This window comes from Rhizobium sp. SVR5-9E, assembly GCF_056755095.1.
On record NZ_JBNDHS010000008.1, the window covers coordinates 35204 to 54228 of the forward strand.

Genomic DNA, 19025 nt, shown 5'->3' on the forward strand with positions numbered 1-19025 from the left:
CCAGAGCGCCCGGCCGGAGTTGGATCTGTGATGCAGACATCCTTCGCCTTTCCAATCAAGACGCGCAGCTTGACCAGGTCGTTCGGGTGCTCGTAGGCCGTGAGTTCGCTGGCACCGTTGGAATGCTTTTCTCGACCGCAGTCATGATGCGTGGTCCTCCGACCTCCTGCCGGCAGAGAATGGTAGCAACCGGCATGCTAATCACGGAACGCCGGTTAATGCGCGCGAACTGAATAGGGACATGATCAAGGCGGCTTCCTCGATCCTCGTCCAGAACCCCGCCTTGGCCCGCTCGCCGTCGCTCGTCGGTGATCAATGCAATCGACCTCGGCAGCTCCGGCGCAAGGCTAAGGCCATCAATTGCGGAATACCGACAAACCATGTTCTCCGCGTTTGATCGGCGTGAAATTCTACAAGCCCCTCCAGGGCGAGCTACTTGACATGAGGAAGCGGCATGAACGTGGCGGTGTTTGCGGACTGTACCTATGAGCAGGTGCGGGCGAGAATCATCGAGGCAGCGGAGACGCTGGCTGCCTCGCATGCGGCTCTCGGGCCGCGCATGAGCCAGGGCGCATTCTTCCCGAGCCGGTGAGGCCAAACCTCACGCCAATTTGAGAACCGGGCGGCTATAGCCCGTTGGAGAGCAGCGAAACGCACATGTGGGCTTGACCCTGCACTTGGCGCCGAAGCCATGGCCCGCACCGGACGCGTGTGAAACAGCGGCATCATTCGTGTCTGAGGCTCTGCCTGGATTGGTCGCCGGAAGCATCCTCACTCGCCCGGGCTTCGGCTCGGGCGCCAATTCGACCCAAAGCAGAACTTGCTTTAAACACATTGGGGTGCAAAGGTCGTCCGTCGAAATTGCTAGTCGAGCTTCGTTTCACGCACCGCGCGTTCAAGCTGATCTTTCCTTTCAAAATCGATTTCTACGTCGTCTGGCGGCAAGCCGGAGGCGATTACCCGTTCGAACGAAGGAAGATAGTATGAGCAAGACCAATGCAGCCGAGATCCGGCGAAGAGCCGAGCGCCAGGTTGCCAACACGAGTGGCGGCGGTCATCTCGGCGGCACCAATTTCGGCCAGGCCAATGATGCCAAGACCTCAGGGGGTAGTAGTCAAGGTGGGAACCGCCGCCCCAGCGGCGGCCGCAAATAGTGAGAGATTGGTTTGCTGACCAATCCCACGGAAATGACCATCACGGCCCGTCACCTTAAGCGGTGGCAGGCTTCCCATGCTTGCGTTGTGGCTTCACGCTCGTCCTGGTGCCGCGACACCTGGATTAGCCGTCAGCAGGCGACCGACCTCGGCAAGCCAACTCTGTAACATCGTACACAATGGCCGCGCCATGATTACCGGTGGCGGTCGTGACTATTGATGTACGATCAGGGAGCGCCACTAGGGACACCACCTGATCCGGGTTTATGAAAACAGGCACCGCAGCCTGTCCAATCAGGGTCAATTGCACAAACCTCATGTCATCCCTCCTGCACGCGAGGTTTGCCTTCGGATGAATACGGAAAAAGAGAACAAGGGCCCTTAGGTGGCCGCCCACAGCCCGCCCCGTAAGCGGTTTTTCATTCGGAGAGCGAGATGATCGAAACCATCCTCTGGCTAGCGTCATGCTGCTGGCCGTTCATTGGCTGCTCGACTACCCGCTGCAGAGCGACTTTCCTCTCCAGGGTTAAACAATCGGGTCCGCTGCGCGTTTATCACCTGATCGCACATTCCGGCATTCAAGACGCCGGCGTAGGGCTGGTCACCGGCAATGTGTGGCTCGGGTTAGCGGAATGGCTGGCTCACACGATCATCGACGAGGCAGCGGGGCGGGGCGGGACGACGTTCGCTCAGGATCAAGCCTCACACATCGCCTGCAAGGCCGTCTGGCTCGCCTACCTCCTCCTGTCCGCAACGCTGCTGCATGGATCGTCTAGCTCGCCCTGGTGGCGCTGACATTCGCGGCGGCCGCTCTCCCGGCATGGTGGCCAAACTGACGCTTCTGAAAGGAGCGGGTACTCCGACGTATGTTGGACTTCGGCTATTCGCCACGGCGAAAGTTCATCTTTCGCCGTTTCGGACTCTGTTTCTGTAGCGCTCTCGATCCTCTTCGGAGGCACCGGTCACTACATCCTGCCCGAGCACGCTCCGCGACGTTGGAGTGAGCCACGGCTTCGATGGATTTTCTTGTTCCCACAATAGCTTCGCCAGGCGCTCGATCTCGTCGTCTTTCATGAGACGCTCCCAAGGTTAAGCCATGCCATCTGAAAAACGCATGGCATGAGAAGTTCGCTCAAGCCCTCGCCAAAGCCAAGTTTCTCGGTTTCGACAGAGGCTTTGAGAATTTGTTAGAGTTATCGGAACGGCGGATTTGCTTCGATCCAGTTGCTCGTGTCTTTGTGGTATCGATCGTGCTTGTGGTTGTGAGTCAACTCGGACACCATCAGCCTATCGTCCTCTTGAAGGAACCGCTGATAGTAATCGTGAACTTCGGCAGCCGTGTTGGCCAGGTTAACGAGCCAACATGACAGCTGATATTTGTGCGCTCCGCGGCGCATGAGGTCACGAACAAGCGGCCGATAAAGGGGTGCGCTCTCCTTCTTGACGAGCTCGAAAGTCAGGATGAACGGAGGCATGCTCCCATCCTCTCTGCTACTGGGCCAGGGACGTACGATTGAGCCCGATCTCGCGGTACCGCGACATCCTTGACCCACCTCCAGTTGCTTTCTTGAAGAACGCACTTCAGTAGATTTGGTTCGAGGCAGCAAGCCGGTAGAAATTCCTATCGCGAAGTGCGAAGGCTCCACGACCAGTACAAATGATTTTGCTCACTCCCACCAATATAAACCGCGGTGGCGCCAGACATCCCGATTTCGCTTCGATCTCTTTGAGTGACCGCTCGTCAAGGTCTTGGTGCAAGGTCATAGCCAACGCATGCAAGTCCGTCATATTCGGCCTTGCCTGCTGGGCCAGATCAGCCTGTGCATTGATTGCGGCCATAGGGTCTTCGTCCGTCCAGTCCTCCAAGGTTTTAGGCACGGGGAACGTACCGCATTGGACTTTGTTCGTAACCGGTGTTCCGCTCCCACGTTGTCCTCGTCGCCCTGATCTGTGATCGCATAACTGCGCCGCGCGCGTCCATTGATGATGGCAGTCCGCTTCTCGCTCTTCCCATAGACATAGACGCCGGCGTAGAAAGAGTTTTTGAGGATGCCGATCACATTGCGATAACGGACTGGCTTCCATACGAAGTTGGTCATGCGCCCTTCATCCGACGGCCGCGGGAAGTGAATCTGATCTTTCGTCATCGACAGAAGCACCTGACGCGCACTTCCAAGCTCGTGGAAGCGGGCGAATATGGATCGGATCACCTCTTGCAGACGCAGATCGGGGTCCAGCCCAAGCCCCGCCTCCCGATGCCATATGTAGCCGAACGGAACGGAAAGGCGCAATTCGCCACGCCGCGCCTTCGATCTGGCGGCATCGAGCATGCGAGCTCTCAGCACGCCTAGTTCGAACTCGCTGATACTACCCTTCATCCCGAGCAGCAGACAATCATTGGGCCGACATGGATTGTAGACGCCGTCATGGTCAATGACGCGGGCTTCGACCAGGCCGCATAGTTCGAGCAGGTGATGCCAGTCCCGACCGTTGCGCGCAAGCCGTGAAGCATCGAAGCATAAGACGGCACCAACTTGGCCAGCGCATAAAAGGGCGACAAGACGGTCGAAACCAGGGCGCGCGACAGTTCCGCTGGCAGAGCGCCCGAGGTCGTCGTCGATGGTCTCGATGTCACTGAAGCCGTGGTGTCGCGCAACGTCAACAAGATCATACTGCCGTCGCTGGCTTTCCAGATTTGTCATGACCTGCGATTGCGAGGACTGCCGTACGTAGACGATGGCTTTGCGCGCGAGCAGCGCTGTCGGAATCAAATCAGTGTTGCTCATCGTTGAGCTCCTCGACGACGAGGCCTGCGGCCTGCATCAGCAGGCAAGCCAGCGTTGAAATCGCCTTCTTGCGATCCTTGTCGCTCAGTCCGTCGAGCATCCGGGTATTGAATATCAGGTCGAGCTGCCGGCCCGACGCCGGCACCAGCGTATCGCGGGATCTCATCATGGTCCTCCTGAGTGATTCTACGTCCACTTCGGAAGAGTGCCGCTATGGTGCCGCCAGAGACCAGCCTGTTCAATTCGACTAGCGCCGCAAGATCGACGCGTGGCGTTCCCATGGTCATGCCGCCGCACACCACAGGATCAATCATCCACCCTGAGATCGCGATGACGACACCTGTCGGCACCAAAACCTTTAGAAACCGGCCTGTCGCTCGTTCTTCGACACGGCAAATAGAAACTCTCTGGCCGAAATACGGATGCCAGCGGTAATAGACCTCAACGTCATCCCCGACATGGGCAGAATGAACGGGGCATTGCCCTCAATCGGAAGAACGCTCTCTTTACCGGCCATGAAGCTGGAGCGGAGAACTGGGCGACTATGGCCTCGCTTATAGAGACCTGCAAGCTCAATTCGGTTGATCCGTTTGCCTATCTGACTGCTACGCTCACCGCATCGTCAGCGGCCATAAGCAGAGTCAGATCGATGTGCTGATGCCGTGGAGCTGTTCACGGCGGACAAACAGCTAAAGTCTGCGGTCGGCTCAAAGCGAAAAACGATGTTACGCGGGGTCAATGCACATGGCCAAATCTCAAGCGAGCGGCCCCTCCATGGTCTCTTCCAGGCTATCCGACCGCTTGTTCACTGCCACCGTGCGCAGCGATGAACATGGCGACCGCCGACCGGCAATAGGATTCGATCTCGTTGTCGTCCTCTGCTCTGGCGTCGTCGAAGCGTGCGATAATCAGGAGATCGGAGCCCTTGAAAAGCGCGGCAAACAAGCGGGCGGACCGGAGAGGATCGGGCACGTTCAGAAGCGACTTTGCATGCAACTGACGCAACAAGCTCTCGATTTGCGCAATGATATGGGCGGGGCCTGCTTCGTAATGGACCTTGCTCAACGACTTCTGGTTTGGCGTGTCGGCCATGACCATGGCTTCGACATTGCGGACCTCCGGGCGCAGAAGCGTGCGAAGCAGTGACGATCCCGCCGCCATGAGCTGATCTTCGGCTGAACCATCGACGCCATCAAAAAGCTTCTGCGGCACCAATTGCTGGCAGCGGGCCGCAAAGGCCGCACCAAATAACGCCTCCTTGTTCTCGAAATGCTTGTAGATGCTCAGCTTGGATATCTTCGCGCGCTGAGCGACCTGATCCAACGTCGCCCCATGAAATCCCAGTTCCTCAAACAGTTCGCACGCGGCATCTACTATCGTTTGACCGAGCGCCTCGTTGGTGGGCCTGCCCCGTCGGTTCTGGACATCTTCACTCATGACAATTGCGATCCTTGACAGTATCGTTATTCGAATTTACGATACCATTCAGTATCCGAAACGTGCAAGTCGAATTGCGCCGACCTAAGCCGCGAGGGCTCCATGCATCGACGAACACTGCTGAAGCTGGCCGCAATGTCGGCCATTGGCGTCCCTCCGGCTGAGGCCACCACAAAATCCAATCCAGCCCCCTCTATCCGCAACTCGGAGCCCACCACAATGAATCACGTGATCATCATCGGCGGCAGGTTTGCTGGCCTCGCCGCCGCTCTGCAGCTTGGTCGTGCCCGCCGCAATGTCATCGTTCTCGATACCGGGCTTCAGCGCAACCGCTTCGCTGGCCGCTCGCACGGTGTGCTCGGCCACGACGACAAGCCACCGGCCGACATCCTGGCTGTGGCGCGGCAGCAACTCGCGCGCTACCCTGCTATAAGGATGGTCAATGCCCGCGCGGACGGCATCTCCGGTACAATCGACAATTTCTCTGTTCTTACTGGCGATGGTGAAACACTTAGCGCGCGCCGCCTCATACTGAGCTATGGCGTTGTCGATCAGATGCCTGATGTTCCGGGTTTTGCCGAGAACTGGGGCACATCCGTCATTCCATGCCCCTACTGCGACGGCTTCGAAGTAGCTGACCAGCATTGGGGCCTTGTCTGGTCTGGCCCGCAGTCGATGAATCAGGTCAGGCTGTTTAAAGATTGGACTGACAGGTTGACCGTCTTCGGCAATGGTCACGACATCACCCTCGACATAAGGACCGATCTAGCGGACCGCCAAGTACCTCTCGTTGATGGTCGGATCATCGAAATTGCACGCCAGGGGAGCCATGGGGCAATCATCAAGATGGATACTGGGCCCAATGTCGCGGTCGATATCCTGTTCGCCCATCCGCGCAATAAGCCGTCCGCAACCCTTCATGACGCACTGGGCCTGGCCACGGTCAATACGCCAACCGGCATCGCCCTCAAAACCGACGAGCGCCGTGAAACCAGCATGCCTGGCATCTACGCCGCCGGTGACCTTTCCAACCCTGGCATCCCCTCGGTCACTACGGCGATATGGCAAGGCGCGATGGCGGGTATCTTCGCTCAGCAGTCGATGCTCATTTAAGAGCACAGATTCCGACCCGGAGGCAATCGATCTTGCGACGCTAGGCGGCGTGGCCAGCGCGCTCGCTGATCAGCCCCATTAGATACGCGCCCGCGCCTCGGCTGCGGTTCGTGCTTCCTTCGCGGACCGCCCCGGTATGACCGCTTTTGGCGCTTGGTTGCCATCACCTCCCAGCGGGTTGGTATCGTTACCTCCCACCGCGCTTGGTCAACGTGCGAAGAGAACACCGCTTACCTTTGTTCTCCGGGATAAGCCACCCTTCACGGCGTAAAGTGGGTCAACCGGACTAAAGCAGAGAGCTATCGATCGTCGGGATCTCGCCTGCCTCTACCCTCATCTTCGCTTGTGTAAGTGCGAACTCTTTGGCTTCTGGGTTCGGTGGAGGATCATCGCCAAGGCGGTTCTCGTGATCCGAAATCGGCCGCAGGAGGGCAGATGTACTCGGCAATGTCTTCTATCCCCGATAGCTCCTCCTGGGCTGGTTCATCGGATATCGGGCAAGTGTCGATGTACCAATTCATTCACTCCCCAGGTTGCATTGGAGGTTGGCGCAAGTGCTTCCCGGAGGCAAGATGGCTTCGCTAGCTGATTGTAAGTAGGAACCGCTACTTTTTAAGTGCCTTCGCGGCAAGCTCATTCGCTTTCTCGCGACTGTTGCCCGCCTGCTTAATGATCTCTCTCGCCTGCTCGGTGGTGAGACGGTGCTTTCGCCTGAAGTATTCCAGCTTATAGGGTTGTCCGGCGGCCGCACGAGCCCGGTCACGACCCACGATCCGCGAAGGCTTCACGGTCACCGAATAACCCGCAGTCTCTGCCGCGATCCGGATGGATGGCGGTGTTCCGGGCTGGATAGCCCAACCCACCCCAATGACATCGCCATCAACTCCTAGAAAGGGCAAGCTCAATGGCTAATACGCTCACCGGTCTTACGCCCACGCTTTACAATACGTTCGACGTCATTTTCGCCGAACGATGGTAACCAGACCATCGGAACGTCCAGATGACCATCACCAAGGCACGCCGCGTACCGATCCGCTGGAACGGCGAAGAAAAGCGCGCTCTCGACAACAACGGCGCCAACTACAACATCATCCCTCGCGACCAGTTTGCCCATCCGCACGCTGGTGAACGAAATCGAAGCCGATCTTGGCGCGCTACATGTGAATGCATCTCGCGCTGTCGGTACGGCCGGAGCGGCGCCTTTTGGTACCGCCTACGATCTCAGCGATACCGCTGGCGCGCTGCGCATCCTCTACGACGACGGCGCCCAGGGACTGGACTTCCAGATTGTGCTTGGTTCCGGCGCGATGCAGAACCTCTGCGGTAAGCGGTCGGTTCTCTTCAAGGTCAACGAAGCCGGCCGCGAAGACATGCTCCGCAACGGCATCACCGATCGCCTGCAGAACTTCGCACTTCGCAACTCCCTGGTGTGAAGGACTTCACCAAGGGCACTGGTGCATCGGCAACGACGAACACTGCGAGCTATGCCGTCGGCACGACTGTGATCACGCTAGCGTCTGCGGGCACGGCACGATCCTTGCTGGTGACGTCATCACCTTCGCAGGAGATACCAACCAGTATGTGGTGGCCTCTGGTGACTCCGACGTATTGAACGCTGGTACGATCATGTGCAGGATCCGGGCCTTCGTCAGGCTATCCCAGCCTCTGCAACGGCGATTACGGTTGTCGGCAACTCCGCTCGCAACATGTTCTTCCCGCGCTCGGCTATTGCTCTCGCCACCCGAGCGCCGGCTCTCCCTGCAAAGGGCGATATGGCGGCCGACCGCATCATCATCACCGATCCGCTCTCCGGTCTTTCCTCGAGGTCTCGCCTTACGAGCAGTATCGCCAGATCCAGTAAGAGATCGCAGCGGCCTGGGGCTGCCCAGCGATCAAGAAGGACCACATCGGTCTGCTGCTTGGCTGACCGGTCTGAATACCGGCCGGGGCTTCGAACCCGGCCTAATTCTCGTCTGCTGAGGCTCGACCTGGTGAATTACCCTCAGGCTCGCTAATGGCTTGATTCAGGTTGATGTTCAGCAAGTGGCAGAGTTCTTCTGCCTCAGCCCTCCGGAGCCCCTTGAGTGGCGTTCCGGGTGGCATCTCCGCAAGCAGACTGGTGTGAGAGTCGACGACGTCCCAGCCGGTCAGCAAATTTCGCGTCAAGTTGTATCTGTTGGTGCTCATCGGCAATCGAACGCAATCTCGGGCGGTTTGTTCCAAGCAAAAACTCATTCAACCGGAGAACGAACATGGAAACGAATAGGTTGATGCGATGTGGATTAGATGGGCTAAGAAGTTTTTCGCTACCGCAGAGCTTTGGCGCTGTAAGCGGCGGCCAAGAATTCCTCGTAGCCGGCAACCCTTGGCGACGACTGGTCGGGCGCTTCGTCAAGAAAGGTGCGAGCTTCGACGTTTAAATCCGACCCGGGTTTCACCAGGCGGACGAGCGGCGAGTATTGTGCTAACCACTGGTTTTTATGTGTCTTCACGTCGAACAGTAGCGTTGGCACATGGCACAAAATGCTAAATATCGCCATGTGGAAACGGCCGCCGATGTGCAGACCGCATCGGGACAATGTCTCAGCAGCCTTCTCGATACTGGCGGTTTCAGCGAAGATACCGCCCCGTGCCACTATGTCCCGCTCGAATTCGGCGAGGCGATCAACGGCGTGGGTGAGCACTATGGGGCGCAGGGAAAGCGTGTCACATGCGTCAATTGCGGCTTTGAATATCGTGATGTCATCCGCCGGATCGTTGCGAGCGCCAGTGGTTATCAGACAACCATCTCGCTCTGAGGCTTGGGGCGGAGGGATGCGTAGAAAGGCGGCATCCGGCAGAAATCTTACATTGTGATGACTTGCCGATATTTCATCGCGTGCCGCAACGAACTTCAGCGTTTCGAACAGCATGCGAAGATAGACGTCCCGCTCGTCTGAGTAGATTGGGATGGTACCGTTCAAGACGGCATAGGGTTTCCCTATTTGCTGTGCAAGGAGCACGGGCGTGAAAAAGGTTGCAAGGCCCTCCATTGTCGTCTTGGGATCAAGAGAACCTTCCGGTTGGAGGACCACGAAACTGGACTCCATGATGGTACCGAGGGCGTTGTCGCCATAGCCAACCCGCAGACGGTTCTTGAGTTCATCTTGATCTGGATTTTTCACGGCGATGCTTATCGCGAAATCTTCTCGAAAGGCTGAAAACCGAAACCCAAGTGACGTGATCGCGGCTTCAGGGAAGATCTTGCGGATCTTATTTTTTAACCCTTGGCTCGTTAGCCGACATCCTATGTTGACCCGGAAGTCCGTGTCATTGAATAACGCCAGCTTGAAATTGCCGTTTGAACTTTTCGCCCGCGCCAATTCCTCGACGAATGTCCGGTAATGGGTCCAGAAGCCCGAAGTATCGCCGGCAAGTTTTCTGTCACAGAGCTCGAGCGCGTGGCCATACATTTTCTCATCGACAAGCAACCCGACACCTCGACGAAGTTTGGCGTCCTGATGCGGCTTGTCCTTAACGGCCTCAAAGATGTGATTTGCGAACTTTTGCTTGTCTTTGCCTTTGTTGGCCTTGCCCAGGCGCCAATGAATGGCTGAAGAGATAGCGCTTAGCATGGCGGCCGAGAACCTTCTAAACACATCGAATAAATCTAAATGTGCATAGTCAGGTTTATAGATCAAGCGCTTCTTGATACTTGGTCGGAGATAACCGACAACGCTGAGTACTCAACGATAATCACTATAATTTGCCAGCGCCTGCTGAATTCGCTCCGGCCGATGAAGATAATCCGTAGGCATGTACTCGGTACACTAGCCACCGCTCCCTGCGCCTTCTCCGCCAAGGAACAACAATGAACCGCTCAAACTTTTACGCGGCGCTTCGCGGCCCCGCGGAGGCGGAGACCCTGCGTAGGGTCCCGGGCTGATGGTTTTTAGACCTCGCCGCCGCCCCATGGTCCTCTGTTACTCCTCTGTCTTTTGGACCTGCCGGAAGCCCTCGATCTCTTCCGGCTCCTTCTCATCCATACGCGTAATCTCGTTCCTCGCCTCGCCCTGCGTATGAAGCAGTTCGTCTAGTTTGGCGTGAATGGCTTGGGTGTCTCGGTGCTCGGCGCGCTGGATGAACAACGTCATCAACCATGTGGCAAGCGTGGCAGCGCCATGCCAATCAATGTCTTCGGGCTGAAGACGAGCCATCCGATGGCATAAAGGAATACGATCACGAAAGCCGATGCACGAGCAGTCCAAGTACCTAGGTGTGTCAAAAAGGATTGCCACTGCATCGGGTTCTCCATCCATTGCTGGAGCCGCAACCCGCCTCGCGCATCCTAGTTCCACCTGATACCCCAAAGGCCACTCGCTGAGGCGGGCTTCACTTTCAAGAACACCCTACAATGCACGCACAAACTTCCACGCGGCGCTTCGCTGCGAGGGTGGAGACCCGGCATAGGATCTGGGGTCCTGCCGAGTCTCGCTTTGCGGCAACTGCAACTAATCGCCGCGCGGCGTCCTTAGCAGAGGCACACCTCTCTGGAACTACCCGATTTTTCAAGGGTCTTAGTCGCGGGCGACAGTACGGCGCGGCAACTTGAGGCTCGCGCGTATTCGGCCGTCTCAATGAACGTCTACGGGTACCCGGAGATTGATATGCGCCACGGCCGTTCGATCCGAGACTTAGGTCAAGGCAAGAACCGGCGCGGCGAGGATCATCAGTGCCATGATTGAGGCTGCCGCCAATTTAATTCTGCGGACACGCCGGGTACGCACACCAGCCCAGTCATAGACCATATCGAAGATCCTCATGATCATCGGGCACAAGCGGGAATCGACTTCCGGCTTTGTGCTCACGCTAACTCACGTATTGCAAGCAGCTCGCTTTGTCGCGCCGGTAGCTTGCTTGAACCTTTCGACAACTCTGAGCATTCTATGGTTCGTGCGAAATTCCTCGCGACCGTGCGCGCCTCTTTGTTTAAAGGGGCGCTGTCGCAGTTTTCAGGTCAGCGGTATCGAGGCGATCCTCGACGAAGCTGGCAAGGCTGAGATCGACCCGCGCAGGCTGGCCTACATGCTGGCGACGGCTTTCCATGAGACCGCCCAGACCATGCTGCCGGTAATTGAGACGCGGCTGCCGAACGAGGATGAAAACCCGACCGTTGACCAGGCGATCGCCCGTCTCGAAAGCTCATGGAAGCGGGGCCGGATGCCGTGGGTCAAATCTCCTTATTGGCGCAATGACATACAAGAGAAGACCTGGCTCGGCCGTGGGCTCGTACAGCTGACCCAGAAGGCTAACTATGAGCGCATGAGCCCGATCGTCGGCGTCGATCTCGTCGCGGAGCCGGACCTCGCCATGCACGACGATGTCGCCGTGAAGATCATGTTCACCGGCATGACCCGGGGCAGTTTACCGGCCGCAAGCTCTCGAACTACTTCGATGCCGACACGACCAACTGGATCAACGCCCGTCGGATCATCAACGGCATTGATCGGGTTGAGGACATCGCAAGCTACGCCAAGCGCTTCGATGAAGCCCTGAAGGGTGTCAACGCATGAAGTTCTTCATGGCTCACAAGGCCTCGCCGGATCGGGCCGTTCGCCGGCGGATCATCATCCTGTCGCTGCTTCGGATTGCGGCGATCGTCACATACCTGGCTGTCTCGCACTCAGCGATCGCCATGAATCTGATCCTGCTCTTCGGCGGCATCATCGGCAGCTATGTGTTCGGCGCCGTGTGGGAGACGAACTCAGCCCGCAAGGTGGTCGTGCCCAGCAGGCGATAGAGCAGGGCGATACCGACACAACCATTGAGGTGAAGCCATGATCTTCGGCCTATCGACCCCTTGCCGCCGCTCTCGCCCCCGGCCTTCTGTTTCTCTTGGCGGCTGGCGTTGCATATCTCGCCGTTCGGGAGATCAATTCCATGGGCGACCAGGCGGCAGCAAACGCCACTGAGCTAGCCGATGCTCAATGGACCGCAAAGATCGAGAAGGCAAACGCCGAAGCCAATAAGAAGATCGCCGACCAGGCCGAGCACGATCTGCAGATCGAGGTAGAGGTGTCCGAGCGCATCAATGCGGCATCACAGCAACTCGAAGAACTGAGGAAACGAAATGCGACCTTACCTCATGGCGGCGATGTCAGCCTTACCGCTGATCGTGTCCGCTTGCGCCCAGAACCGATCGTCATAACCAAGGTTGTGACAGTGACCCTTCCTCCTGCATGCCGACGGCCGACGCCGGCGCTATCGCCGAAACCTGACCGAGATATGACGCAGGAGGAGTCCTCTGATCGCACCGCTCGAACGCTGCCGAGGTCGGTCGCAACGCATGCGTTGACGCCGTGGATGCGGCGGGGCGCTGATAATAGAAATTGAGGGCATTGAAGGGCAGGGGGCGCAGGAATGAATGGAGACACCATGAACACCGAAGTCGAGAAGCCGAAGATTTATCCGGCACATTTCATCGCCATCATAGGCGCCGCTCTTGTCAACGCGTTCATTATCGGCGGGGTATGGGTCAGTCTTAACCGCGACATCGCCGATATCCGAAGTGCTCAAGAGCGGACACAGAAGGTTTTCGACGACACCCAGCAGGTGTCGCAAATTCCACCGCTTTCATTCCAGGTGACGAGAGCTCTTGAGGCGACGGCGGAAAACAAGAAGGGGATTGAGGCGGCAAACGCGCGCGTCGATCGCGTGGTGGAATCGCTTGCGGGGAAACTCGACACCGCGATCGAGAGCATCAATAAGGTCGCGACCTGCGTCGAGGTGTTGAGCAGCAAGCTCGATGATGCTCAGGAGCGAGCGAACAAGACCTTGTGGCGTCCGGCCTTAAAACGACCAAGGGCTCGTCCAAAAGGGTCGGAGACGGCAAGCCCTTGGTCTTATGGCGGGCCTCGGGATATCGGGGACCCGTGGCCGTCATGCGCTGTGCTGGGGGGCTACAGCGCATAAAAATAAAGCTCCGGGGAGCCTGCGCGTCAATAATTAATTAGAATTAGGATCGAAGGGCTCGCCATGACTGAAGCGAGCCCTTGCCGCGCGGACCTGGAAGTGAGGGACTGCGCAACCAACCGGTCCACTGCCTCAACAATCTGAGTTCGACAATGTTCCTAAGCGGAAGCGCACAGTTGCCGATTCATCTGAGACTGATGGAACAAATCTCGCATGGGACCATTGTACTCCGTCGGTTCAATTTCTACGGGTGTGGACCGCTTGGGAGACAATCTGCTCTTGCCCTTTTGGGAGGAGCGGAAAATGCTCGATGGAAACGCAACACCAAACATCCTCATCGCAGCGATGGATAGAGATCCGGCTGAGGCCGTTCTGAATGGCTCCGAGCTGATTTATCTTGTCCACGCGCCGGGCGGTTTGGAGATCGAAACCGGGCTAGTCGGGAAGGAGGAACGAACGCGGCCGATCGCCACTTCCCCGTCCAGACGAGAAGGCAGTCATCTCGCTGCAGTTGCCTGCAGAGTTCGTCATCTCCTCGAGCCGGCGTCCCCCACTTGGCTTGCGATCCCTTGAGCCACCGCTGGTCCTCGCCAATCCGGACGTGCGCCACCCCATCCCCACCAAGATTCAGGGAACCCGACGACCTTGTGCCGAATTAGAGATCAGAGGAGATTCTATGAACAAAGGCAGGCTCGAAAACTGGCGCCATATCTGTGTCGACATGCAACGTCTCTTCGCGGAAGACACGCCTTGGCATGTCGCGTGGATGGATCGCGTGCTGCCGCAGGTGCTTGAGATCGCCTCGAGCCATCCCGAACGCACCATTTTCACGCGCTTCCTGACGCCGGAAACGAAAGACATGGCAAACGGCGCATGGCGAAATTACTATGAAAAATGGTGGATGATGACCGGCGAACATCTGCCGGCGGAGATGCTGGAGCTTGTCCCTGCACTGCAAAGGCTGGTGCCGCCGGCTTCCTTATTCGACAAGAAAATCTATTCCCCATGGCTCGACGGCAGGCTCAATATTGCTTTGCGAAGGCAAGCAGTCGAAACGCTGGTGATTACGGGCGGCGAAACTGATGTCTGCGTCATGGCGACGTTGCTCGGGGCCGTCGACCTTGGGTACCGCATCATCCTCATCGAGGATGCCCTCTGCAGCGGCGACGACCAAACGCATGAAGCCTCGCTGGAACTGCTGCGAAACCGCTTTTCCGTTCAACTCGAGCTGATGACCGCGGATGACGTCCTGCGGCAAGCACACGGCTGAGTATCACCATCTCCACATAAGCGAAGAAATCCAATGGCTTGCTATCGGGCCGCAGCGCTAGCGTCCCCGGCGGAGGTGACTTCGCCGAATGATGCTGCGGGCCCCAAGCGGTCAATCCGTTGGTTAGCTTAGCTTGCCGTCGCTTCACTCTCTTCCAAAGCGAGTCATTCACAATGCGAAGTGACGGCACTTCCTCAACGACGTGGTGCTCGGGCGAATTAGCCGTGACACGCGTCGTTCGCTTACGGGGTTCTTGCGGTAGGCCAGCCTGTTGAATATCAGGCGACCGATGTACAATTGATTGTTTAGGATGCCGGTGCCTCTTCGGCGGTGTGGTCCAGCAGCTCGTTCGGCCTCTCTCTGTTCCTTCACTGAGAACTTCACGCGGTCAGACGCTCGTAGTTCCGCAACGAAGGCATCGATCTTTGCCAGTTCGACTTCGGATCAGGGACCTGCAAGGAGATCTGCGTTCCCATGGTGGTGGTGCGGCGCGTTTATGTCTGACGCTCATCCGCGCAGCGCTAGATCACCGTCTGAAGACCGAGTTCGACGACCCGGCCGGTTGGAAGTCCGAAGTAATCTGTCGCATTGCTGGCGTTCTGGGCGAGCGCAATGAACAGCCGGTCCTGCCAGAGGGGCATCCCTCCTTTCTTCGATGGAAGGATCGTCCGGCGCGACAGGAAGAAGGACGTGGACATAATGTCGAACTTCAGCCCGAGTTTGCGCACAAGGACAAGTGCACGTGGAATGTTGGGCGTTTCCATATAGCCGAAGGTGATGACAAGACGGCTGAAGAGAGGATTGAAGCTTTCCAGGAAAATCTTTTCGTCGTCTGGCACGAAGGGCCTCGTCGCCGTCACGACGCTGAGGATGACGTTCTGTTCATGGAGGACCTTGTAGTGCTTCAGGCTGTGCAAGAGCGCCGTTGGCGCGCCCTCGACATCGCTCGTCAGGAAGACGGCCGTGCCCGGAACTGTCGGAGGTTTCTTCTGCGCAAGCTTGTCGATGATTACTGCCAGAGGAATCTCGTCTGCCTTCGTGCGGGCGGCGAGCAGCCGTCGCCCCGCCATCCACGTCTGCATGATCAGGATCATGGTCGACGAGACGAGAACAGGCACCCAGCCGCCATCTGCGAACTTGGCGACGTTGGCGGCGAAGAATCCGGTGTCGATCAGGAAAAGAGGAACGACTACGGCCGCAGCGCTCGCCGGCTTCCAGCCCCAGATGCGTCGCATGACCACGAACAGCAGAACCGATGTGATAAGCATCTCACCCGTGACCGCGATCCCGTAGGCCGCCGACAGACCGCTCGAGTTCTGGAAGAAGACGACAAGGGCGGCTACGAAGACGAAGAGCAGACTGTTGACCTGCGGCATGAAGATCTGCCCGGAATGCGTCTCCGATGTATGCAAGATCTGCAGCCGTGGCAGCAAGTTCAGATGCATCGCCTGACGGACGAGGGAGTAGGCGCCGGAGATGACCGCCTGGCTTGCGATCACCGTCGCAGCAGTGGCGAGGCACACGATCGGAATCCTCGCCCATTCCGGATGCATTCCGAAGAACGGATGCGCGGCCATTCCGGGATTAGCGAGCACGAACGCCCCCTGGCCGAAGTAGTTGAGCAGAAGACATGGAAAAACGAGCGAGAACCATGCCGTCACAATCGGACGTCTGCCAAAATGGCCAAGATCGACGTAGAGCGCCTCGGCCCCCGTCACCGCAAGGAACACCGCCCCCAGCACGGCGACCGCGAGGCCGATATTGCTCGAGACATACCGCATTGCGTGGAGCGGATTGATCGCGCCGAGGATAGCCGGGTCATCGAGGATGTGAATCGCCCCGCTCACCCCAAGAGCGGCGAACCAGAGCGCCATGATCGGCCCGAACACCGATGCGACGCCACCCGTTCCGAACCGCTGGACGAAGAACAGGACTGCAATGATCGTGAGGGTGATCGGCACCACCCAGTTGGAAAGGGCCGGGGCTACGACCTGAATTCCCTCGACCGCCGAGAGGACTGAGATCGCCGGAGTGATGATTGCGTCTCCGAGAAAGAGCGAGGCTCCGGCGACGCCAAGCACCAGGACCCATGCGGGTCTACCGGACAGGCTCTCGCGCGCGAGGGTCATCAGGGAGAGAGTTCCTCCTTCGCCGCGATTGTCGGCCTTCAGGACGAAGCTGACGTACTTTACTGTCACGACGATCGTCAGAGCCCAGACGATAAGTGATAGGATTCCCAGCACGTTGTCACGATGCGAGCCCGAGCCGGCCGTCGCATGAAGCGCTTCCCTGAAGGCGTAGAGGGGACTGGTGCCGATATCGCCATAGACCACACCTAGCGCCGCAAGCACGAGCGAAGGAAGACCGCTCCGAGTTTCATGGTCGAGTTCGGGGTCTTCGGATCGCAGTTGAGGGTAGGTCAACGAACAGGTCCTGACTGAGGTGTGAATGGATTTGTAGGCGATGCCAATGATACCGGCAACGCTCGGAAATGACATTGGTTCGAAAGGGATGATGATGGTCGGTGATGAAACCTCGCCGGGATGCCGTCTCTCCCACATGAACGGGCGCACTTGAAGGCGTCGAGACATTGTCGAGTTGACCCCGAAGCGGACCGGCGTTCCATTTTTTGCTATAGTCTTAAATAGCAGAAAGAGGCTCTAGGCCGGGCTCAATTCTGACGATAGCGAGACTCAGGGCTGGTAAATGACTTACGTTCAGGAGCGGCTTCTTGAAAGCAAGATGACCGAGATCGGTCGGGCCCGGTCCTGGAGTCCCAGCGTTATTTCTAAATTGGAAGCGCTGATCCGCAGTGGCGACGACTTGGCCCTCTATCGCGTCAATCCCCTGGCATTTGCTCGCGACCAGGTCATCGCAGAGGCCGAAAGCATCGACTTGTTTCTCCACGCGACCCGAAGCGGATTGTTCGAGATGAGTTGGGACGTGGTGTGTCCCCAGTCCGGCATGGTGCTCGACAGTTTCCGCGCCTTGCGAACGTTGAAGACCCATTATGTCTGCGGCCTCTGCGACGTCACCGGCGAAGCCGACCTCGACGACTTCATCGAGGTCACCTTCACGGTGTCGCCGCAACTCCGCCGGCTGATGTTTCATGATCCCGGCTCGCTCTCGGTTGAGGATTTTCACTGGAAGTCCAGATTCCTTGGCGATGGACGGATACCCGGCCAACAGGTCCGCTTTCTCGACGTCCTGCATGGGCTGGTTCGTGGCCTTTCCTTCCTCCCGCCGGGCTCGGTCACAACCTTGCGGGCGGAGCTTGGTTCAGGCGCCTTGGCAGGCATCAACGTTCAAACCCAGGCCGCTTTTGCGGTGGCCGTCACAGGCGAGCCCGCAGCAGTGCCGACTCTCCTGCGGATCGGATATGACGGGCAGCGGTTTTCCGCTTCTCTGGCGGCTGTGTCGCCCGGTCCGGTCATCGTCGAAGTGCAAAACTCCGGTGCCGCTCGTGGCTCATTGCTGCTTATTAATTGGCCGACCGAAATCCTGGCGCAGAAGATCAAGCCGGCTCTCGACTTCGATCCTTATGTCTCGGGCGGAATGCTGCTTGCCCGGCAGACCTTTCGACGGCTGTTTCGCTCGGAATGCGTCGACGAGAAGGAAGGTTTGGGTATTCGTCAGGTGACCCTGCTGTTCACGGACCTCAAGGGATCGACCGCAATGTATGAACGACTCGGCGATCTTAATGCCTATGCGCTTGTCCGCGAGCATTTTGCATTGCTCGGCGCAACCGTGCAGGAGCATTCGGGGGCGATCGTCAAGACAATAGGTGACGCCGTGATGGCTGCGTTCTCCCGCCCGACGGATGCTGTCTCGGCCGCGCTTCACATCCTGTGGGAAATCGAGCGTTACAATGCCGAGCATGGCGATCCCAGCATCATTCTCAAGATCGGAGCCCATTGCGGCCCCTCCATCGCCGTGACCTTGAACGAAAACCTCGATTATTTCGGCCAAACTGTGAATGTTGCCGCGCGCGTGCAATCGCTGGCTGACGCAGGGGAAATATGCATTTCCGAAGCGCTGTTTTCGGCGCCGGGTGTCGGCCATCTCCTCACCGGTCACAAGTGGGTTGCCTTCGAGGCTTCTCTTCGGGGTGTGGAAGGAGCTGCATGTGTGTACCGCGTGACGCCCGGTTAGATGTCGCGAGGTGGTATCGCGGCGGCTTTGAACTGAGGGTTGCTTGAGTGCGAACCGATTTTCTTGTCACAACGACCGAGTAAACGACATTCCTCGTGGACGTCGCTCGAGACGCCGAAGTCTCCGAACCGGCGGATCCCGTCGCATGAAGTTTTGCGCATG

18 protein-coding genes and 2 pseudogenes are annotated in these 19025 nt (G+C 58.0%); 12 read left to right on the forward strand and 8 right to left on the reverse strand.

The window, feature by feature from the left end; translation table 11 throughout:
- The first annotated feature begins 454 nt into the window (after nucleotides 1–454).
- From ACPYOJ_RS06635 to ACPYOJ_RS06645, 3 genes are all read left to right on the forward strand, one after another.
- On the forward strand, nucleotides 455–592 hold the full coding sequence (locus ACPYOJ_RS06635; RefSeq protein ID WP_481415540.1) for a hypothetical protein: 138 nt from the start codon (nucleotides 455–457) through the stop codon (nucleotides 590–592).
- A 391-nt stretch (nucleotides 593–983) separates the two neighbouring features.
- The gene (locus tag ACPYOJ_RS06640; protein ID WP_168832272.1) at nucleotides 984–1154 is read left to right on the forward strand and encodes a hypothetical protein; all 171 of its coding nucleotides are present in this window, start codon (nucleotides 984–986) and stop codon (nucleotides 1152–1154) included.
- A 435-nt stretch (nucleotides 1155–1589) separates the two neighbouring features.
- Nucleotides 1590–1949 carry a hypothetical protein gene (locus ACPYOJ_RS06645; RefSeq protein ID WP_481415541.1) on the forward strand — a complete coding sequence of 120 codons (360 nt, stop codon included), beginning with the start codon at nucleotides 1590–1592 and terminating at the stop codon, nucleotides 1947–1949.
- 105 nt (nucleotides 1950–2054) lie between these two features.
- Here the strand turns inward: ACPYOJ_RS06645 and ACPYOJ_RS06650 are convergent, their stop codons facing one another.
- The 3 genes and pseudogenes from ACPYOJ_RS06650 to ACPYOJ_RS06660 form a co-directional block, all read right to left on the reverse strand.
- Complete coding sequence (locus tag ACPYOJ_RS06650; protein WP_481415542.1) at nucleotides 2055–2228, reverse strand: hypothetical protein; 174 nt, start codon at nucleotides 2226–2228, stop codon at nucleotides 2055–2057.
- An 884-nt stretch (nucleotides 2229–3112) separates the two neighbouring features.
- A pseudogene (locus tag ACPYOJ_RS06655) lies at nucleotides 3113–3940 on the reverse strand (recombinase family protein); the annotation flags it as partial.
- Complete coding sequence (locus tag ACPYOJ_RS06660) at nucleotides 3927–4106, reverse strand: hypothetical protein (protein WP_481415543.1); 180 nt, start codon at nucleotides 4104–4106, stop codon at nucleotides 3927–3929. The gene ACPYOJ_RS06660 and the pseudogene ACPYOJ_RS06655, both read right to left, overlap by 14 nt.
- Nucleotides 4107–4412: 306 nt before the next feature.
- On the opposite strand from ACPYOJ_RS06660, the pseudogene ACPYOJ_RS06665 reads away from it, so the two are divergent.
- Nucleotides 4413–4633 (forward strand): annotated as a pseudogene (locus ACPYOJ_RS06665) (transposase domain-containing protein); the annotation flags it as partial.
- A 96-nt stretch (nucleotides 4634–4729) separates the two neighbouring features.
- Here the strand turns inward: ACPYOJ_RS06665 and ACPYOJ_RS06670 are convergent.
- Complete coding sequence (locus tag ACPYOJ_RS06670; RefSeq protein ID WP_481415544.1) at nucleotides 4730–5377, reverse strand: TetR/AcrR family transcriptional regulator; 648 nt, start codon at nucleotides 5375–5377, stop codon at nucleotides 4730–4732.
- 219 nt (nucleotides 5378–5596) lie between these two features.
- Here ACPYOJ_RS06670 and ACPYOJ_RS06675 point away from each other — a divergent pair, with 219 nt between their 5' ends.
- Nucleotides 5597–6490: an NAD(P)/FAD-dependent oxidoreductase gene (locus tag ACPYOJ_RS06675; RefSeq protein WP_481415545.1), complete on the forward strand. Its 894-nt coding sequence runs from the start codon at nucleotides 5597–5599 to the stop codon at nucleotides 6488–6490.
- 1106 nt (nucleotides 6491–7596) lie between these two features.
- On the forward strand, nucleotides 7597–7923 hold the full coding sequence (locus ACPYOJ_RS06680) for a hypothetical protein (protein WP_481415546.1): 327 nt from the start codon (nucleotides 7597–7599) through the stop codon (nucleotides 7921–7923).
- 873 nt (nucleotides 7924–8796) lie between these two features.
- Here ACPYOJ_RS06680 and ACPYOJ_RS06685 read toward each other — a convergent pair.
- The 3 genes from ACPYOJ_RS06685 to ACPYOJ_RS06695 form a co-directional block, all read right to left on the reverse strand.
- Nucleotides 8797–10104, reverse strand: coding sequence for a polysaccharide pyruvyl transferase family protein (locus ACPYOJ_RS06685; protein WP_481415605.1), 1308 nt, complete (start codon nucleotides 10102–10104; stop codon nucleotides 8797–8799).
- A gap of 348 nt (nucleotides 10105–10452) precedes the next feature.
- Nucleotides 10453–10686 carry a low affinity iron permease family protein gene (locus ACPYOJ_RS06690; RefSeq protein WP_481415547.1) on the reverse strand — a complete coding sequence of 78 codons (234 nt, stop codon included), beginning with the start codon at nucleotides 10684–10686 and terminating at the stop codon, nucleotides 10453–10455.
- A 477-nt stretch (nucleotides 10687–11163) separates the two neighbouring features.
- The gene (locus ACPYOJ_RS06695; RefSeq protein ID WP_481415548.1) at nucleotides 11164–11337 is read right to left on the reverse strand and encodes a hypothetical protein; all 174 of its coding nucleotides are present in this window, start codon (nucleotides 11335–11337) and stop codon (nucleotides 11164–11166) included.
- A 49-nt stretch (nucleotides 11338–11386) separates the two neighbouring features.
- Between ACPYOJ_RS06695 and ACPYOJ_RS06700 the strand changes: the two genes are divergently transcribed.
- From ACPYOJ_RS06700 to ACPYOJ_RS06720, 5 genes are all read left to right on the forward strand, one after another.
- The gene (locus ACPYOJ_RS06700; RefSeq protein WP_481415549.1) at nucleotides 11387–12025 is read left to right on the forward strand and encodes a glycoside hydrolase family 19 protein; all 639 of its coding nucleotides are present in this window, start codon (nucleotides 11387–11389) and stop codon (nucleotides 12023–12025) included.
- A 13-nt stretch (nucleotides 12026–12038) separates the two neighbouring features.
- Nucleotides 12039–12269: a hypothetical protein gene (locus ACPYOJ_RS06705; RefSeq protein ID WP_481415550.1), complete on the forward strand. Its 231-nt coding sequence runs from the start codon at nucleotides 12039–12041 to the stop codon at nucleotides 12267–12269.
- A gap of 140 nt (nucleotides 12270–12409) precedes the next feature.
- Complete coding sequence (locus ACPYOJ_RS06710) at nucleotides 12410–12862, forward strand: hypothetical protein (RefSeq protein ID WP_481415551.1); 453 nt, start codon at nucleotides 12410–12412, stop codon at nucleotides 12860–12862.
- A 42-nt stretch (nucleotides 12863–12904) separates the two neighbouring features.
- Entirely contained in the window at nucleotides 12905–13441 is a 537-nt protein-coding gene (locus tag ACPYOJ_RS06715; RefSeq protein WP_481415552.1) for a hypothetical protein, read from the forward strand.
- A 676-nt stretch (nucleotides 13442–14117) separates the two neighbouring features.
- Nucleotides 14118–14711, forward strand: a complete 594-nt coding sequence (locus ACPYOJ_RS06720; RefSeq protein WP_481415553.1) for a cysteine hydrolase family protein — start codon at nucleotides 14118–14120, stop codon at nucleotides 14709–14711.
- Between the two features lie 521 nt (nucleotides 14712–15232).
- Here ACPYOJ_RS06720 and ACPYOJ_RS06725 read toward each other — a convergent pair.
- A complete protein-coding gene (locus tag ACPYOJ_RS06725; RefSeq protein WP_481415554.1) occupies nucleotides 15233–17134 on the reverse strand; it encodes a potassium transporter Kup in 1902 nt (633 codons plus the stop codon).
- A gap of 283 nt (nucleotides 17135–17417) precedes the next feature.
- Between ACPYOJ_RS06725 and ACPYOJ_RS06730 the strand changes: the two genes are divergently transcribed.
- A complete protein-coding gene (locus ACPYOJ_RS06730) occupies nucleotides 17418–18863 on the forward strand; it encodes a DUF5939 domain-containing protein (protein ID WP_481415555.1) in 1446 nt (481 codons plus the stop codon).
- The last annotated feature ends 162 nt before the right edge of the window (nucleotides 18864–19025 follow it).

Coding starts and splice junctions, on each gene's coding strand:
- ACPYOJ_RS06675 (WP_481415545.1), top strand. CDS start 5,597: ATGAATCACGTGATCATCATCGGCGGCAGGTTTGCTGGCCTCGCCGCC.
- ACPYOJ_RS06705 (WP_481415550.1), top strand. CDS start 12,039: ATGAAGTTCTTCATGGCTCACAAGGCCTCGCCGGATCGGGCCGTTCGC.
- ACPYOJ_RS06670 (WP_481415544.1), bottom strand. CDS start 5,377: ATGAGTGAAGATGTCCAGAACCGACGGGGCAGGCCCACCAACGAGGCG.
- ACPYOJ_RS06645 (WP_481415541.1), top strand. CDS start 1,590: ATGATCGAAACCATCCTCTGGCTAGCGTCATGCTGCTGGCCGTTCATT.
- ACPYOJ_RS06635 (WP_481415540.1), top strand. CDS start 455: ATGAACGTGGCGGTGTTTGCGGACTGTACCTATGAGCAGGTGCGGGCG.
- ACPYOJ_RS06650 (WP_481415542.1), bottom strand. CDS start 2,228: ATGAAAGACGACGAGATCGAGCGCCTGGCGAAGCTATTGTGGGAACAA.
- ACPYOJ_RS06660 (WP_481415543.1), bottom strand. CDS start 4,106: ATGAGATCCCGCGATACGCTGGTGCCGGCGTCGGGCCGGCAGCTCGAC.
- ACPYOJ_RS06715 (WP_481415552.1), top strand. CDS start 12,905: ATGAACACCGAAGTCGAGAAGCCGAAGATTTATCCGGCACATTTCATC.
- ACPYOJ_RS06720 (WP_481415553.1), top strand. CDS start 14,118: ATGAACAAAGGCAGGCTCGAAAACTGGCGCCATATCTGTGTCGACATG.
- ACPYOJ_RS06730 (WP_481415555.1), top strand. CDS start 17,418: ATGACTTACGTTCAGGAGCGGCTTCTTGAAAGCAAGATGACCGAGATC.
- ACPYOJ_RS06710 (WP_481415551.1), top strand. CDS start 12,410: ATGGGCGACCAGGCGGCAGCAAACGCCACTGAGCTAGCCGATGCTCAA.
- ACPYOJ_RS06690 (WP_481415547.1), bottom strand. CDS start 10,686: ATGGCTCGTCTTCAGCCCGAAGACATTGATTGGCATGGCGCTGCCACG.
- ACPYOJ_RS06640 (WP_168832272.1), top strand. CDS start 984: ATGAGCAAGACCAATGCAGCCGAGATCCGGCGAAGAGCCGAGCGCCAG.
- ACPYOJ_RS06685 (WP_481415605.1), bottom strand. CDS start 10,104: ATGCTAAGCGCTATCTCTTCAGCCATTCATTGGCGCCTGGGCAAGGCC.